This is a genomic window from Sporolactobacillus caesalpiniae (assembly GCF_040513385.1).
In the GTDB taxonomy this organism is placed as follows: domain Bacteria; phylum Bacillota; class Bacilli; order Bacillales; family Sporolactobacillaceae; genus Sporolactobacillus.
On record NZ_JBEVCB010000006.1, the window covers coordinates 68329 to 86040 of the forward strand.

At 43.4% G+C, this 17712-nt stretch carries 15 protein-coding genes; 9 read left to right on the forward strand and 6 right to left on the reverse strand.

Translation table 11 applies throughout. The features are described 5' to 3' along the window. Positions 1 to 67 precede the first annotated feature (67 nt). Positions 68 to 925: a D-amino-acid transaminase gene (gene dat, locus ABWW58_RS12705; RefSeq protein ID WP_445783439.1), complete on the forward strand. Its 858-nt coding sequence runs from the start codon at positions 68 to 70 to the stop codon at positions 923 to 925. Between the two features lie 105 nt (positions 926 to 1030). On the opposite strand, the gene zwf is transcribed toward dat, so the two are convergent. Next, positions 1031 to 2503 (reverse strand): glucose-6-phosphate dehydrogenase, encoded by a 1473-nt coding sequence (gene zwf / locus ABWW58_RS12710; protein ID WP_353869482.1) that lies wholly within the window; start codon positions 2501 to 2503, stop codon positions 1031 to 1033. A gap of 348 nt (positions 2504 to 2851) precedes the next feature. Here zwf and cshA point away from each other — a divergent pair, with 348 nt between their 5' ends. The 4 genes from cshA (at position 2852) to ABWW58_RS12730 (ending at position 6492) form a co-directional block, all read left to right on the forward strand. Next, positions 2852 to 4297, forward strand: coding sequence for a degradosome RNA helicase CshA (gene cshA / locus ABWW58_RS12715; protein WP_353869483.1), 1446 nt, complete (start codon positions 2852 to 2854; stop codon positions 4295 to 4297). A 283-nt stretch (positions 4298 to 4580) separates the two neighbouring features. Further along, positions 4581 to 4808, forward strand: a complete 228-nt coding sequence (locus ABWW58_RS12720; RefSeq protein WP_093669333.1) for an IDEAL domain-containing protein — start codon at positions 4581 to 4583, stop codon at positions 4806 to 4808. Positions 4809 to 5326: 518 nt separating this feature from the next. Then, positions 5327 to 5608, forward strand: coding sequence for a transposase (locus ABWW58_RS12725; protein WP_353869484.1), 282 nt, complete (start codon positions 5327 to 5329; stop codon positions 5606 to 5608). Beyond that, on the forward strand, positions 5605 to 6492 hold the full coding sequence (locus ABWW58_RS12730; RefSeq protein ID WP_353869485.1) for an IS3 family transposase: 888 nt from the start codon (positions 5605 to 5607) through the stop codon (positions 6490 to 6492). The genes ABWW58_RS12725 and ABWW58_RS12730 overlap by 4 nt, the downstream gene beginning before the upstream one ends. A 602-nt stretch (positions 6493 to 7094) precedes the next feature. Here the strand turns inward: ABWW58_RS12730 and ABWW58_RS12735 are convergent. Then, the gene (locus ABWW58_RS12735; protein WP_353869486.1) at positions 7095 to 8024 is read right to left on the reverse strand and encodes a DMT family transporter; all 930 of its coding nucleotides are present in this window, start codon (positions 8022 to 8024) and stop codon (positions 7095 to 7097) included. Next, positions 8021 to 8446, reverse strand: a complete 426-nt coding sequence (locus ABWW58_RS12740) for a ribonuclease HI family protein (RefSeq protein ID WP_353869487.1) — start codon at positions 8444 to 8446, stop codon at positions 8021 to 8023. Before ABWW58_RS12740 ends, ABWW58_RS12735 begins: the two co-directional genes overlap by 4 nt. Before the next feature lie 148 nt (positions 8447 to 8594). On the opposite strand from ABWW58_RS12740, the gene ABWW58_RS12745 reads away from it, so the two are divergent. Beyond that, entirely contained in the window at positions 8595 to 10286 is a 1692-nt protein-coding gene (locus ABWW58_RS12745; RefSeq protein WP_353869488.1) for a formate--tetrahydrofolate ligase, read from the forward strand. A gap of 69 nt (positions 10287 to 10355) precedes the next feature. Here the strand turns inward: ABWW58_RS12745 and ABWW58_RS12750 are convergent, their stop codons facing one another. Next, on the reverse strand, positions 10356 to 11630 hold the full coding sequence (locus ABWW58_RS12750; protein WP_353869489.1) for a BaiN/RdsA family NAD(P)/FAD-dependent oxidoreductase: 1275 nt from the start codon (positions 11628 to 11630) through the stop codon (positions 10356 to 10358). Between the two features lie 178 nt (positions 11631 to 11808). Here ABWW58_RS12750 and trhO point away from each other — a divergent pair, with 178 nt between their 5' ends. The 3 genes from trhO (at position 11809) to ABWW58_RS12765 (ending at position 15873) form a co-directional block, all read left to right on the forward strand. Continuing rightward, a complete protein-coding gene (gene trhO, locus ABWW58_RS12755) occupies positions 11809 to 12747 on the forward strand; it encodes an oxygen-dependent tRNA uridine(34) hydroxylase TrhO (RefSeq protein WP_353869490.1) in 939 nt (312 codons plus the stop codon). Between the two features lie 830 nt (positions 12748 to 13577). Then, positions 13578 to 14255, forward strand: coding sequence for a type II toxin-antitoxin system HicB family antitoxin (locus ABWW58_RS12760; RefSeq protein ID WP_353869491.1), 678 nt, complete (start codon positions 13578 to 13580; stop codon positions 14253 to 14255). Between the two features lie 139 nt (positions 14256 to 14394). Continuing rightward, complete coding sequence (locus ABWW58_RS12765) at positions 14395 to 15873, forward strand: MDR family MFS transporter (protein WP_353869492.1); 1479 nt, start codon at positions 14395 to 14397, stop codon at positions 15871 to 15873. Here the strand turns inward: ABWW58_RS12765 and tgl are convergent. Both tgl and ABWW58_RS12775 read right to left on the reverse strand, forming a co-directional pair. Continuing rightward, a complete protein-coding gene (tgl, locus tag ABWW58_RS12770; RefSeq protein WP_353869493.1) occupies positions 15861 to 16661 on the reverse strand; it encodes a spore coat transglutaminase TGL in 801 nt (266 codons plus the stop codon). The genes ABWW58_RS12765 and tgl overlap by 13 nt on opposite strands. Further along, positions 16658 to 17641, reverse strand: a complete 984-nt coding sequence (locus ABWW58_RS12775; protein ID WP_353869494.1) for a hypothetical protein — start codon at positions 17639 to 17641, stop codon at positions 16658 to 16660. Before ABWW58_RS12775 ends, tgl begins: the two co-directional genes overlap by 4 nt. Positions 17642 to 17712: the final 71 nt, after the last annotated feature.

The following is a 17712-nucleotide window of genomic DNA, read 5'->3' on the forward strand; positions in this document are numbered from 1 at the left end:
ACAGGGATTGTCGGTTTCTAACCGGGGGCATATAATCAGATTATAAATTGTTTAGGGGGAAGCGGCAGTGGCTATGATTTTATATCAGGATCAATTTATTGATCGTGAGCAAGCAAAAGTGGATATTGAGGACCGAGGCTATCAGTTTGGTGATGGAATTTATGAAGCGATGATGGTTTACAGCGGTCATATTTTTCTCTTAGAACCGCATATGAAGCGTCTTGAACGAAGTGCTCGTGAGCTTAGTTTGTCACTACCCTATAGTGTTGGCCATCTTACTGAGAATATAAAGAAATTGATTGAGTTGAACAATTTGGAAGATGGAGTTGTCTATTTTCAAATTACGCGGGGTGCGGCACCACGTCAGCACTTCTTTCCGGATAATACGCCGACTGTGATCACCGGATCTGTGTCAGTACGAACACGTGACCTTACGAACCGTCCTAAAGGTATCAAAGCATGTCTTGCTGATGACATTAGATGGTTGCGATGCGATATTAAAACACTCAACTTGCTTGGTAATGTTCTTGCAAAACAAAAGGCACATGTGTCTGGGGCCGGTGAGGCCATACTGCATCGTGAATCGACGGTGACAGAGGGATCGTCGAGCAATGTTTTTATTGTAAAGAACGGTCAATTGGTGACACATCCGGCCGACCATTTCATTCTAAATGGTATTACGCGATTGTTTGTTTTTGATCTTGCGAAGCAGTTGGATATTCCATATGTTGAACGCAAATTCACTGTCGATGAATTATTAGATGCTGATGAGGTATTTATCACGAGTACCAGTAATGAAGTGAATCCAGTCCTCCAAATTGATGATCAGATAATCAACAATGGGAAACAAGGTCCGATCTCAGAGAGACTGATTGCTGCATTTGATGCTGAAGTAGAACGAATCAGATCTTTTTCGCTTTCCTAAAAACCAAAAAAGCGTCTTGCAAATTGCTGCGAGGCGCTTTTTTGGTGCACAAAGTATAAATACTAAAGGATATAAGAAAACGAGTATAGATTTATGTCAAAGGTTTTATTCCATTTGCATGATCGGCCACCAATGATGACCATTCTTTTCAAGCAATTCATCTGCTGAATTCGGACCCATCGAACCTGCTTCATAGTAGTCAACGGGCACTCGGCGCTTTTTCCATGAATCAACAATGGAATCAACAATTTCCCAGGAATAAGCAACCTCATCCCAACGCGTGAAGTTCGTTGAATCGCCATTAATGCAGTCTGCCATCAGCCGTTCGTAGGCATCTTGCATATTCTCCATGGCAAGTTCGCTATTTCGGAATTTCAATGAAATAGGAACGGTATTCCCGGCATTTCCATTTTCCTTCACATTTAATTTTAATGAAAGACCTTCATCCGGAGAAATATAGATGACGAGTAGATTTGGCCCAACGTGATTGATGTTATGGAAATATGGATTTTTCGGCAGCTTTTTAAATTGAATCACAATCTGTGTTGATTTCTTCGCCATACGTTTTCCGGTTCGTATATAGAATGGGACGCCTTGCCACCGATAATTATCAATTAGGAAGCGGGCTGCGACAAAAGTCTCGGTTTCGGAATCACTGCTGATGTTGTTCTCGTCAATATATGCGGGAAGTTTCTCACGCTCGGGTGTTATTCCTCTTGCATATTGACCACGAACAATTTTCTCCACGATATTATTAATATTCATTGGGCGTATTGCTTTAAGCACCTTAACTTTTTCATAGCGAACATCATTTGTTTCAAACCGGGTTGGCGGTTCCATAGCCACGAGTGTTAAAAGTTGCATAATGTGGTTTTGAACCATATCCAATAAAGCGCCTGTCTGATCGTAATAGTTCGCGCGGTCGCCAACACCCAAAGTCTCGCTCAGCGTAATCTGCACATTTGAAATGTAGCGGCGGTTCCATATCGCTTCGAAAATCGGATTGGCAAAACGCAGCACTTCAATATTTTGAACCATCTCTTTTCCGAGATAGTGATCGATTCTGTATATTTCATCTTCTTTAAATGCGTGGAGCAGGCTTTCGTTCAGTTCCTTCGAGGATTCTAGGTTATGCCCAAAAGGCTTTTCGATAATTAGTCGTTTCCAACCGGGAGTTTCCGAGATGCCTGCTTTTTTCAAATTCTTCGCTGCTTCTGCAAAGTAGCATGGAGCGAGTGAAAGGTAAAAAATTCTGTTACCATGCAACTGATAGCGCGTATCAAGCTCGTCACTGAATTTTTTTAATGTGGCAAAACTTTCAGGCCGCGTAATATCGAGACGTTTATAATAAAAACGGGCTAAAAAGTGCTTGCGCTGTCCTGCATCGGAAGGAAGCGAGTCATTAATTAGATCCCGAAACGACTCGTCCGTATGAGCGCGGCGCGCAAGACCGATTACTGCAAATTCTTGATCCTTGGTGTAAAGTCTATAAAGAGCAGAATAAAGTTTCCTTCGCGCTAAATCCCCTGTTGCTCCGAAAAGAAAAATTAAAACCGGCTCTTTTGACGTTTCAATCATTTTTCATTTCCCTCGTTCCTCAGTCATTATGCTTAAATGTTATCACACTTTTAGACTAATGTGTTACACTTTATTCCTCTTACCTATGAAATGAATGTGAACAATGTCATTATTGACGGAATGCAGTGGTTTCAATCCGTATTTCATGATGCCTCCATTGCATTTCATGTCTGTACATGTTAAGGTAAATTCATGTGTTTAGGTAATCATAGGGATGGAAGAGGTTTACTTTTGAAAACAACGATGAAATCTCGTTCAATGTTTAGTAGGCATTTTCCGTCCGTCGCGGGGAATGCCTAATCATTTGTTTGATAAAACTAAACATGAAAAAGGAGATAGTATAGCTTAATGAAATTTGCAGAACTCAAAATTAGTGAAGAAATTAAAAAGGCGACCGAACGGATGGGGTTCACGGATATGACCCCGATTCAAGAGCAGGGAATTCCGGTTGCTCAAACAGGTGTGGACTTAATTGGTCAAGCACAAACGGGCACAGGAAAAACAACTGCTTTCGGTATACCGATGATTGAGGCGGCGGATCCTCAGAATTCAGAAATTCAAGGTGTAGTTATTACGCCTACGCGTGAACTTGCTATTCAAAACGCGCAGGAACTGAGTTCACTTGGTTTTTATAAAAAAGTTAGAACGGTTGCTATTTATGGCGGACAGGATATTCAACGACAGATACGCGATCTGAAGAGACGTCCAAGCATCATTTCAGCGACACCGGGCCGGCTGCTTGACCACATCAAAAGGCGGACGATTCGTTTGGATCAGATCAAGATGATCGTTCTTGATGAAGCAGATGAAATGCTGAACATGGGATTTATTGACGATATTCATGAAATTCTTGAAAGTACCCCGCAGGATCGTCAAACCCTCCTTTTCTCAGCAACAATGCCTAAACCTATTCAACTGCTTGCTGAGAAATTTATGCATGAACCAAAGAAGGTTCAAGTTAAAGCTAAAACACTGACAGTTTCTTTAATTGAACAGAACTACGTAAAGGTTAGAGAATCTGAGAAGTTCGATGCTTTGACTCGTTTCCTCGATCTTCAATCACCGGAACGAGCGATTGTTTTCGGAAGGACGAAGCGCAGAGTTGATGAATTAATGCGTGCGTTGCAAAAACGCGGATATGAAGCAGAAGGCATTCATGGTGATTTGACCCAATCAAAGCGTGACCTAGTGCTTCGCCGTTTCAAACAAAATGAAGTGAAGCTGCTTATTGCTACCGATGTTGCCGCACGTGGTCTTGATGTCAGCAATGTGACCCATGTATACAACTTTGACCTGCCGCAGGATCCGGAAAGCTATGTGCATCGAATTGGTCGTACGGGACGTGCAGGAAAGTCCGGTATGGCGCTAACCTTTATTACGCCAAGTGAATTCCCGCATCTTCGTTCAATTGAACGTCTGACGAAGCAACCGATGAAACAACTTAATGCGCCGAGCTATGAAGAAGCACTCGTAGGCCAGCAAAAAGTAGCGGTTGATAATTTGAAGGAGACGCTTGAGTCCGGCAATTACCACGCATACGCAGCCAAAGCTCAAGAATTGCTCAATGATTTTGACGCAGCTGATCTGGTGGCTGCCGCTTTGAAGATTATTACGAAAGAACCGGATACGACGCCGGTTCGATTGACACGCGAGTCTCCTGTTATGGTGAAACGCTCCTCAGGCCGTCAACAACAAAGAGGCGGAAAAGGAAGGAATTATCATTCCCGTGATCGTGATCACAGGCAGGGCAATAACTTCAGAGGAAGAAGCAAGCAAAAGTCCCAACGATATTAATTGAATTTTTCAACCTGAAAAGAAGCCAATTGGCTTCTTTTTTTTACACGGATAATTAAGCATCTATAAAAGAACTTAAGGTAAATGAATGTAAAATGGTTTGGTAATAGGGAACCTTAGCTGAACATCCGTACTCGGTTGACGCACATATCCAAAGGTTTCAATAATAACAGAATCCTTTAAATCATAATAGTTAGAAAAGTAAAAAGAAAATTAATCTAAATGGTTGTAACTTTCAGAAAAAAGGTGTAGAATAGTAAAAAGTGCAAAGGGGGCAATAAAGATGAACAATGATCACTCTTTCCAGGAGAATACGAAGGCGCTTGTTGTTTACAAAGAACAACAGGCGAAGGTCTCGGTTGTCGAAATGTATGCCCAAATGATCCTTGATGAAATGGAATTCAATCAAAAAGTGAATCAATTACGTGAACAGATTGATGCGAGTTTGGATTCAAGGAATGAAGCACTTTTTATGAAACTCACTGCTGAATATATGGACTTAACCCGCTGAGTTCGTTCGATTGCGGGTTCAATAGAAGTAAACGTAGGGTTGTTGCCAGTGAAGGTGGACGACTGATCTTTCTTCCACACACCACTCATTTTATTTGTTTCCACGATTTTTCAAAACACATACAACGAAAAGGGAGTCCATGTTGGACTCCCTTTTCGTTGTATGTGTTTATTTCAGGTAAAAAAACATGTGATTTTGGTTATGCAAAAGATAGTGCATCAAACACGCAGTGCCAGCGAGAACCCGCAGATTCCTGCCTGTCTGAGGAGGCTCGCGCTGCGCCCGCGGCAAGCGAGCAGCTGAAGTGACGATTCAAGTCACAAGGTTGATGGATCAAAGCCGCGTGCAGAATGACAGCCAAGAACCGAGCTGTGCCCGGTTTTTCTAACAAGGTAAGAAAGTATAACGTTTTGCTTTGCTGGTACGACGATAAGGTCAATAGAGTTAGTCTTAATAGTGGACATGTCAAAATGGGATTTCGTATGATTAAACTATCCTAAAAAAGGGCGTGTTCAACTATGGCATACGATCGTGAGTATCGGGAATATGTCGCAAAATTGATTGTGGATGACGGGAGGGTTGCCCGCGAAGTTGCCTATGAATTAGAACTGTCCAAGAGTACGGTAAGCCGCTGGGTGGGAGACTACCGAGAGTCGTTAAAGCAGAAACATCAACCGTATCGGACGCAAAAAGAAATCGAACAACTTCAAAAAGAACAGTTAAAAGAAATTGCACGACTTAAAGAGGAAAACGAAATCTTAAAAAAAGCCATGCACATCTTCACTCAAGGCCGTCAGTGAGGTACAGATTCATTGAAGCTCATCGAGATGAACATTCTGTAGTGTTGATGTGCAAAGTCTTGAACGTATCGAAGAGCGGTTATTATAAATGGAGTCGCGGCGAGCGACAGGAAACGGATACCAAGCGAAGGCGTAAACGAAAAGAATTACAGCGTCGGATCAAGCAAATCTTTTATCATAACCACGGACACTATGGCAGTCCACGCATCCATATTGCCCTGGTGCGTCAAGGGTTTATTGTGTCGCAAAAAACGATTGCACGCGAGATGAAAGCAATCGGACTGAGGGCAACGCCAAAGAAACGCTATGTCGCAACAACCGACTCCAAGCATGATCTAAAAGTCTATCCTAACCTGTTGAATCGTCAGTTCCAACAAGAGGCACCGAATCAAGCCTGGGTCACAGACATGACCTATATTCGGACACTGGCAGGATGGGTGTATCTGGCCTCAGTCATCGACCTGTTTTCACGGAAAGTGGTCGGCTGGTACATGGACACGACGATGAAAAAGGAGCTCCCTTTGCAGGCACTCAAGTTAGCGATTGAGAAACGCCAGCCGGGTAAAGGTCTCATTCATCACTCAGACCAAGGCTCCCAGTACTGCGCCAACGAGTATATCGCTCTGATGAAAAAGCACCAGATGCAGATTAGTATGAGCCGCAAAGGCGATCCGTACGACAATGCTTGCATGGAGTCATTCCATGCGACACTGAAGAAAGATCTCATCTATCGGAGGCGCTTCAAATCACGTGAAGAGGCCATACAGGCGATTAATCACTATATTTACCGCTATAACACATATCGGATGCATTCAAGTCTGGGTTACTGGTCACCAAACCAATTTGAGAAGATGCATGAGCAAGCAGGGAGATCTCATAAATGACCCAAACGGGTTTTCTCATGGACAGTTGGTCCTTTCAACTTTCCATGAGAAAAGCCACACCAAGCGAAGCGCGGTAGGCATTTAGTTAAACTCAGTTTCAAATTTTTGTGTCCACTTTATTGACAGAACTCCACAAGATTCGATTGGGCGATCAGGTAAGCGCCCAATCTGAGAATTAGGCGGAAAAATTCCGCTTAATTAGAAAATGAATGAAAAAATTGCTTAAATAGACGGAGAAATTCCGCTTATCGAATCGAAAAACGTGAAAATGGAGGATTTTTCTGTGCATAAGCGGAAAAATTACCCTTATGTACCTGTGAACCAAGTGCCATGATGCATATAACCGGAAAATCTCCGCTTATTTTATTCCAGCCACGTTACTTAACCAAGGATCAAAATGATTCATGAACTAGAAATGTTTATTCAAGACAAGCTTGATGATTCAAAACCGCATTTGAATCAAAGGGACCTTTCGCTAATGACGCATATGTCCTGTATGCAACGCGAAAGCCAAAGTATCCTGCGGAAGTAAGAACCGCGCGCTTTTTGCCCGGTTTTTCTAATTCTGATACGAATAAAAAGGCTTGGCAAAGCCAAATGTACTAAAGCTGTGATCTATTTGACTGACTGATTTTACGAGTTCTAACCGGCCATTCAGCGAGAAGCATGCCGAACAGGATCAGAATAGATCCTGTTAATTCACTCGGCCCAAACTGCGCGCCTTGAAAAAGAACAGAAGTCCATGCGGCAAAGACCGGCTCCATTATATAAATAATACCAACATGAGTGGCTGGTGTTTCTTTTTGCAATGCCGTTTGCAGAAGAAACGCGAAAGCCGTTGCAAATAATGCCATGAACAGGATCACAATAATGACATCGGTCTGAAGCAATAGGCGCATATCAAATGCTTTGCCGCCCTCAAAAAAGATTCCGACAACAAATGCCAAAAATGCGACTGCACTGAGCTGCACAATGGTCAGAGATAAACTATTATAGCGTTCGGTAACTTTTGCCGTGAAGATAATGTGCAGCGCGAAGGTTACAGCGCTGACAAGAACGATCAAGTCACCCTTGTTTAAAGAGAATTGACCTCGCGTGGTGAGGAAAAACAAACCTATTGCAGCAAAAACAACACCGGAAATCGCAGCCGGCCGCGGCGCATTCCGCAATAAAAGCGCGGAAAAAATTGGGACAAGCACGACACTTAACCCTGTAATGAATGCGGCGTTCGAAGCCGACGTGTAAAGCAAACCAATTGTCTGGCAGACATAACCCGCGAATAAAAAAACGCCTAAAAGTATGCCGGAACCCACTACAGACCAGCTGTATCGGCGGACGACTGATTTACTCTTTTTTCTGTACATAAATTGCCATAGTGCGAGAAATAAGGCGGCGAAAAAAAAGCGCCAAGCGTTGAACGTTAACGGTGTCAGCTTATCCAATATATTTTGAACAATAATAAAAGTTGTACCCCATATGAAAGTGATTCCAATCAGGACGGAATCAGCAAGTAACACATGTTTTAGTTTCAAAAGTTGTCCTCCTTTTTCTGTCTCGCATTGATTTGTGTGCGGATCGCTGAACGTGCTAGCGAATCGGCATTTTTATTTTGTTTTTCCGGAATCCATTTGCAAAAGAACAGGTCGAATTCTTCGATCAATCGCATGGCCTCATTCAGATAGGGAATGAATTGAACATTTTTAACATACCGCTTCTCTAATGCTTGATTAACAAGCTGGGAGTCCGTCCTGAACGAGACGATCCGATAGCCCCTATCACGCGCGCATTTGAGCGCAGCGACGCATGCGGCAAATTCGGCTTCATGATTACTTGAAAGTTCTCCAAGGGAGATTGAATGCCTGATTTCTGTCCCGTTTCCTTCGTTTATGTATATCCCGCCTCCGGCAAGACCTGGATTGCCTACTGTCGCGCCATCAAATGAAACTTCAATCACATTTGTCACATCCTCATCGATCAATGCGTCTTAATAAATTTGTTATGCAATAGAATTTTATGTCATTTTAGCATTGCTCACATTATGTTATCATAATAGAAGAAAAATGGCTGAACAACTTTAATAGTGAATGGGTGATTATGAGAAAATGTCAGAAACGTCGAAAAAAGTAAAGTCGGACATTGAGATAGCCCAAAGTGCTGTACTCGAGCCGATCAGTAAGATCGCCGATCAACTCGGCTTAGATGAAAGCAGTTGGGAACCTTATGGGCGTTACAAAGCCAAAGTATCAGTAGATATTCTGAGTAAAATGAATGGTAAAGCAGATGGCAAGGTAATTCTCGTGACTTCGATTAATCCAACTCCGGCAGGCGAAGGAAAGTCCACGGTTACTGTTGGATTAGGTCAAGCTCTGAACAAAATTGGGAAAAGAACCGTGATTGCTTTACGCGAACCGTCCCTGGGACCGACAATGGGAATGAAGGGAGGAGCGGCTGGAGGAGGCTATGCCCAGGTCGTTCCTATGGAAGATATCAATTTGCATTTCACCGGTGACTTTCATGCAATCACGACTGCTCACAACGCGCTCTCAGCATTCCTTGATAATCATATTCATCAAGGGAATGCGCTTAACATTGACGCCCGGAGGATTGTTTGGAAACGCGTGCTTGATCTCAATGACCGCGCGCTGAGACACGTCATCGTCGGGCTCGGCGGACGGACAAATAGTGTGCCTCGCGAAGATGGTTTTGATATTACAGTAGCCTCGGAAATCATGGCAATTCTTTGTCTCTCAGAAAATCTTGAAGACTTGAAAAAAAGGCTTAGCCGAATGTTGATTGCATATTCCTATGAAGGCGCACCGGTGTTCGTTCGTGATTTAAAAGTTGAAGGCGCACTGACCTTACTCCTAAAAGATGCGATTCATCCAAATCTTGTGCAGACTTTGGAAAATACGCCGGCATTCGTTCATGGCGGACCATTCGCCAACATAGCGCATGGCTGCAACAGCGTACTCGCAACGAAAATCGGGGCTAAATTAGGCGACTATCTGATTACAGAGGCAGGATTCGGTGCGGATCTCGGCGCGGAAAAGTTTCTCGACATAACGACGCGTGCCGGACATATTGATCCGAGCGCTGTCGTTATTGTGGCAACGATTCGCGCACTCAAGATGCATGGGGGATTAACAAAGGACGAGCTGAAGCATGAAGATCTCGACGCGCTTGCCCGCGGTATGGAAAACCTAGCTTGCCATATCGACACCATTAAGTCCTTTGGTCTCCCTTATGTCGTCGCAGTCAATCATTTCATTTTCGATACAGATCGTGAGGTTGCTTATGTTACGGATTGGTGTGCGGCGAATGGACATCCTGTCGCTTTATCCAAGGTCTGGGAACAAGGCGGAGAAGGCGGAAAGGAACTCGCTCAATTAGTTGTAGAAACCATTGAAAAAGAAGAAAATCATTTCAAACCGCTTTATGAACTGAATGATTCGGTAGAAGATAAAATCAAAGCCGTTGTCACCAAAGTGTACGGCGGCAAAGACGTGGACTATTCGCCAAAGGCTCGAAAACAATTGAAATCGATTGAGCAAAACGGTTGGGGTCAATTCCCAATTTGCATTGCCAAAACACAATACTCACTTTCAGATAATCCAAAATTACTTGGCAGACCAAAAGACTTCACGATTCATGTGCGTGAACTAAAAGCATCTGTAGGGGCAGGTTTCATCGTTGTGATGACCGGCAACGTTCTAACGATGCCGGGGCTCCCGAAACAACCGGCAGCTCTGAATATGGATATCGATAAGGATGGAAACGTGGTTGGGTTGTTTTAAGTGAACAAAATCAAAAGCCAGCGCAAAGATAATGCGCTGGCTTTTTGCGTCTTACAAATTATGATCGAATTAATTTTGTTGCTGCTCAACAGCATGTGCTGCAGCTGCTGTTCCGGCAGCGTGTCCGGTTACAAATGCTGATGTAATATTGTATCCTCCGGTGTATCCATGAATATCGAGAATTTCGCCGCAGAAAAAAAGCCCCGGCATTAATTTGGATCCCATTGATTTCGGATTCACTTCTTTTAGTGAAACTCCGCCTCCCGTTATAAATGCTTTTTCAATCGAGAGCGTGCCTGAAATACGAACTGGGAAGCGTTTTAATGCTTCAGTCATTTTCCGGACATCTTCTTTAGATAGGTCGTGGAAAGTCAGATCCGGCGATAACGGGATTTGCTCTAAGAGGAACATAAGGTATCGTTCAGGTACAGTGCCCTTCCAAACGTTTTTAATGGCTTTTTTGGGCTCGTTTTTGGCAAGTCCAAGCAGCTGCGTACTCAATTCATTTTCATGAAGATCCGGCTTGCTGTCAATGAGCACAGTGACGTCTTTTGTTTTGAATTTCTTCAATGCCTTGACGACAAACTGACTTAGTCTAAGAATGGCAGGTCCGGATAGTCCAAAATGAGTAAAAATCATATCCCATCGATGTGTCTGAATGGCTTTTCCCTTCGGATTGACCAATGTTACGGAGACATCAGACAATGCGAGTCCTTGGAGTGTTTTGTGTTGGATAAAGGGTTCATCGGATACAAGCGGAACCTCAGTAGGGTAGAGTTCAGTGATGGTATGACCTGCAGCCTTTGCCCAAGCATACCCATCCCCAGTGCTTCCAGTTCTTGGAACGCTCTTACCCCCAACCGCAACAATGACTGAAGCTGCCGATATTTTTTCATCGTTCTTAGTTTTGACACCGTTTACTCGATCCGTGTAGAGAACAGTCTGAATAGGCGTGTTCGTTTTAATGGTTATCTTCAGCGCGTGCATTTCTTTTAAAAGTGCAGTCACTACTGATTTCGCATTATTGGAAACCGGAAACATCCGTCCATGATCTTCTTCCTTTAAGTCGACCCCTAACTGCTCAAAAAAATGGATAATATCCTGATTATCGAAAGATGATAGAGCGCTGTACAAAAAACGTCCATTTCCGGGAATATGCCGAATTAATTCATCAATTGGCATCGCATTTGTGACATTGCACCGACCGCCTCCGGAGATCGCCAATTTTCTACCCAATTTATCACCTTTATCGAGCAATAGCACATGGGCACCGTGCTCTGCTGCGGCAATTGCAGCCATTAATCCTGCAGGACCGCCGCCTACGACAATCACATCAAAATCCATTGTTGTTCGTCCTCACTTTAGCATTTTTCTATCGTAACCATAACAGAATTTGACTCATTTTTCATCTTTGTCCTAAAAAAGAAAATATATGTGATAATTGTCACAACTGATTTAATCTGATAGGATAAACAAAGGAATGAAGTGATCGGATCGTACTGATCAATATGAGGTGATTAAATTGACAGAGAAAAAACAATTTCGAGTGCTCTTGTACTATCACTATGCAACGATTGATGATCCAAAGCTATTCGCGCAGGATCATCTCCGCTTTTGCAAAGAGCTTGGATTGAAAGGCCGTATTCTAGTTGGGGGAGAAGGTCTGAATGGGACGGTTTCTGGCACAGCAAAACAAACGCAGATCTATATGGATACATTGCATCAGGATCCGCGATTTGCGGATATGCCGTTTAAAATTGATGAAGCAGACGGCCACGTTTTTAAGAAAATGCATGTTCGGCCACGTAAAGAGATCGTCGCATTCAACCTTGACAATGATATTAATCCGCATAAACTGACGGGTAAGCATTTAAAGCCTAAGGATTTCCTTGAGACGATGCGGGATGAAGATGTTCTCCTTATTGATGCTCGAAATGATTATGAAACGCAAATTGGGCATTTCCGCAACGCAATTTTACCGAATATCCGTAACTTTCGTGATTTGCCTGAATGGATTGAGAAAAACCTTTCTGATTTTAAAGAGAAGAAGGTGCTCACCTACTGTACAGGAGGGATTCGCTGTGAGAAATTTAGCGGCTATCTGCTTCGCGCCGGCTTTCAAGATGTCAGTCAGCTTGATGGCGGTATTGTTGAATATGGAAAAGATCCGGAAGTTAAGGGAAAGTTCTACGACGGGAAATGCTATGTCTTTGATCAGCGTATTTCCGTTCCGGTAAACCGTACGGATGAAGATGTTATTGTCGGTCATTGCCATCATTGCGGGAAATCATGTGATCGAATCGTGAACTGTGCCAATCCTGAATGCAATAAGCAAATCATATGCTGCGAGGAATGTGAGAAAACGCATCGTCGATCATGCAGCGAGGCTTGTTATCACCATCCGCGAAATCGTTATGTACAGGAGTCAGCACAGAACCATTCTTCAGAAGCGATAGTGTGAAAAAAGAGTAAACGGTATTTACGTTCCTTTAACATTTTTGATTATATGCTTCTTTACCATCGTTAAGAAATCGGGCTTGCCCGGTTTTTCTAACATAAAAAAAATTATATGATTTTGCGCCTGCAGATACTGGGATAAGCGGCATTTTTATCAATAAATTAACTCCAGACACGAAAGCGCGAGACGCTCGCGGCAAGCGAGCAGCTGAAGTATCAATTCAAGCACAAGGTTGATGATTTAAAGTCGTATCCGGCGGAAGTAAAGATCGGGCGCTTTTTGCCAGGTTTGATAAGTGCCCAATCTGAGAAATAAACGGAAAAATTCCGCTTAATTAGAAAATGAATGAAAAAATCGCTTAAATAGACGGAGAAATTCCGCTTATCGAATCGAAAAACGTGAAAATGGAGGGTTTTTCTGTGCATAAGCGGAATAATTACCCTTATGTACCCGTAAAACAAGCGCCATGATGCAAATAGCCGGAAAATCTCCGCTTATTTTATTCCGGCCACGTTACTTAATCAAGGATCAAAATGATTTATGAACTAGAAATGTCTGTTCAAGACAAGGTTGATGATCGAAAATGACATTTGGAGCAAAGGAATGTTCGTTAACAGTAGAGGAGCTTTCGTATGTAAGGATCTTTCGCTAATGACGCATATGACCTGTATGCAACGCGAAAGTCACCGCATCTTGCGAAAGCATGTCCTGTAAGCAACGCGGAAGTAAAGACCGGGCGCTTTTTGTCCGGTTTTTTCTAATGGAAAAACGCGTGTGTTCTATGGGTTTGATACGTATTTAATACGTGTTATACTAGTGGTGAGGTGATTCAAATGGTCAAAGATCAGTACGTTTATCCTGCAATCTTCACAACGGAAACCAGTCAGATAACCATTGCTTTCCCGGATCTGCCTGAATGCACTGCCACAGCGAAAAATAGTGAAGAAGGATTTACCCACGCGAAGGAAGCACTCGCCATTTACATTTATCATCTTGAGGAAAAAGGCGAAAAGGCTCCTGAGCCTTCAGAAGTTACGTCAATCCACGCTGACCCTGAACAGTTTGTGACGCTGATTGATACATGGATGCCTCCATTTCGGAAAAAAATGGAAAATCAGGCAGTGAAAAAGACGCTGACGATCCCTAAGTGGTTAGACGATGCAGCGAAAAATGCCGATCTTAACTATTCCAGAATTTTACAGGATGCACTTAAAGATGAACTTAACATGGATGACAACAATCACTCCTATTCCGTTCAAGACAAACTAACTAAACAGTTGAATAAGGTGAAAAAGAGTTTAAAAGATTTATCAAGAATACGCGTTCATGTAAACATGGCTGATGAAGATGAAAAAGAAAAACAGAATGAATCGGTAACCAAGTCACTGAAAACAGAAATTGATCATATAAAACAGGAATTGAATGATGTAACAGACCGCTTAAAAAATTCCGAGGAATACCAACGATTATACGAAAAAATCAATCGTTTGCTTGAAAAATTGAATCGGTGAATGAGAGGTTTACGAGAACAGAGAGCCTTCACGGGCTCTTTTTTGCGTGGACATCACAATTTCATTTGACGAGTTTCTCTCATTCCTACTACAATGAGATGATCTGAGTAGTTACCGGAATATTTTGGAGGCAACCATAGTGAAGAATCTGACAAATAAAAAATTAGTGCTTATCGGCTTAATGATTGGTACTTTCTTGACTGCGATCGAAGGAACGGTCATCAGTACGGCAATGCCGAAAATAATAGGTGATTTACAAGGAATACGTATCATGGATTGGGCTTTTTCAATCTTCATGCTTACTTCTGCGGTAACGGTGCCTCTATTTGGAAAATTGGCAGATCTCTTTGGTCGAAAGCGTATCTTTACGATGGGTACATTGATTTTCTTGACTGGATCCATTCTATGCGGATTCGCTTGGTCGATGCATACGCTGATCATATTTCGCGGAATTCAAGGGATTGGCGCGGGCGCAGTGATGACACTAAGCACAACCATTATCGGAGACATTTATCCTGTGGAACAACGGGCAAAGATGTTTGGCATGATGGGAATGATCTGGGGCATAGCCGGTATACTTGGTCCACTTGTGGGCGGTTTCTTTGTCGACACTCTGTCTTGGCATTGGATTTTCTTTATTAATCTTCCCTTCGGCATTGTTACAATCGTTCTTGTTTCAATGGGGCTTCATGAACATTGGAATCGTGAACGCAAATCGATTGACTTTGCGGGAGCGGGAGTTTTCGCGAGCGCCATGATCTTTATGCTTATTGCGCTGCAGCGGGTTGGCGAAATGGGTTGGGACAACTCATGGAATCTGATCTTTTTTATCCTATCCATTCTACTGCTCTGGTTGTTCACATTTATTGAGAACCATGCAGAGGACCCAATGATTCCACTTTCAATTTTGAAATCACCAATTGTGCTGGTGACAAATATACTTGCGCTCATCGCAAGTGCCGTACTCATCGGAAATGATATTTATATGCCTATGTGGATTCAGGGACTGCTTGGCTATAGTGCGATGGCTTCCGGTTTTGTACTGACACCAATGTCCCTCGCTTGGATGGCAGGTTCGTTTTGGTGTGACCGACTACTTCCTAAATTAGGATTAAGGAAAAGTGAGTGCCTCGGCGCGTTATTCATTCTTATAGGCACATTATGGATGACATTGCTGGATCGCGGAAGCAATCAATATACGCTCTACATTTTAACAGCGATACTCGGTTTAGGCTTTGGGATAACGTTAACATTGACGACAATCGCGGCACAGTCCGCCGCGGGGAGCGGGCTGCGCGGAACAGTTACTGCATCCAACCAATTTTTCCGTAGTATCGGGCAGACAATCGGCGCAGCATTCTTCGGCATGTATTTTAACGCCCAAGCAAAACAAGCCATTCACGAAGAGGGGGGCGCGCACTATTCAATCGATCAGTTAAATCAACTTGTCCATCCTGAAGGGCACGTACAGCCGCATACATCCATGCTGCGCGTGCTGCGCGAAATTCTCACAATGAGTATTCATAGTCTATTCATCGTATTTTTCGTGCTTGCGTTGATTGCATTCAGCATCGCCTTGTTGTTGCCAAAAAAATTGGACAAGAATCAGAATGTGTAGAAGGAGGTACCGGCGGCAATTCGGATTCCTTCCATTTGCTGGCCGTCTGCGAGAGCAGATAGAGCCAGATAATTTGGCCGCGTAGCATTGCTCATTAGAAATGCCGAGGTCATAGATCCGATACGTCGAAATTTATTCAGCTCGGCTATAATCTGGTTTGCCGGCATGATACCAATTCCATGACCGTAGTACATGCCATCAGAAAGATCCACGACGTTTTCACCTTGCCACTGCGGCGTTTGCGGGCTGACATCAGGATTCTTGAAATAACGGACATCACCAGGAATGCCACCACCGACTCGCGGCGTATTTCTTAACGGAAAGAAAGGATGGTTTTGCCAGTCCCAAAGATAGAGATGCTGGAAGACATCGTCGAATCGCTGTTCCGGAATAGTCTCAATTAAAGCTTTATAGAAAATAATCATCATGGCAGTCGCGCATTCGAAGGCGTACGCTTCACCATTGACAAAAATATCATTAACGGCTTTTGAAGCTGCCATTCCAGGCTTTAATTCAAATCCTCCGTCGCCGGTTAACGTCCAATAGTAATCGTTGCATTCAGAGTAGTAAAAGGTTGCAAAAGATGCGCCACTCGCAAGCAGTGCGCGTGCGCCTTCAATTGTCTCATTTCTCAGCTTGATTTCAAAGTGAAGCTCATGTTGTGAGGGAAAGGCAAACCATTCATGAGACTCCGCCATGGCTCTGAAAATAGCTGGAGCGAAACGACCGTTGACAGCGAAACTTCCGTAATCATCGGCTGAAAGTTGTTCGTTTGCGGCGATGATCATAGATTATACCTCCCATGTGCAGGTGTACTGATGGATTGAAGCTGCTCTTTAATTGGTTGAACGACCCAGCCACGCCAAATCTTCGGCTGCTGTTTCCGAAGCAGACTTGAGTATGCGGACAGACTTATTTGTAAACGAACGGGTAATTTAATGAACTCAAAATAATTCTTTTTTTCCTTGGACAGAAGCGCTTGAATAGGCTCGCCGCTCCTTGGTGAAACAATTTTTCCGAGGTATTTCGCACTGTAGTGAATACGATAGGGGCGGCCTCCGGGCACAGCGTCATTCGTTTCACCTGTATACACCAAGTAGTGTGCATTCTCTTCATACCACGTTTCAAAAGCGAGCATGGCTGATTGATTGTCAAGCGCATGCCGCACTTCGGGAATGAACGCGAGCGTGCGGCGAGCATAGTTGCTCTCGACAGACTGATCGGATAAGAGATAGTTTGACAGATAGACGAGACAGATTGGATCCGCCGTTTCCCACATGGCGCAAATCAAATAATGGCGTTGACTTTTATTCTTGTATCGATATAAGACAAGATCAACCATTTCTTTAAGCCAATTTTCATGGTATGTGTGCAAGAAATTGATCGCTGTCTGGTCGATCACTTGTGTAAAATCGGTTGATACAATATTTTTCCAACCGGTATTAAGCATCCAATGCATTGCACCAACTACTTCATCATGCTGAGTGGCAAATGCGGCAACTTTAGTTACACCTATATCAGCTCCCTGCAGCACATTACGGATCTGCGCCAAAGCAATGCGAGCGCGAGGATCGAGATCCTCATCACGTGTTTCCAATTGCTCTCTCAGCATGTAAAGTACCGGGAACTCTAACTTTGGATCATTGATCCATGTTAATGCGCGTTCGCGATCGGTTTGACAGATTTGATTCCACTCATCAATTAATGCATCCGGTTGTTTATGCCTCAATTGATTTAGTGGATTGCTCTGCTGCTTATCAGCGTTCATCGCGATCCCCCCCAAAGTATTAAACCTTGTATCATGCTTATGTGCGGCCATATGAATTATTCGCGCTTACC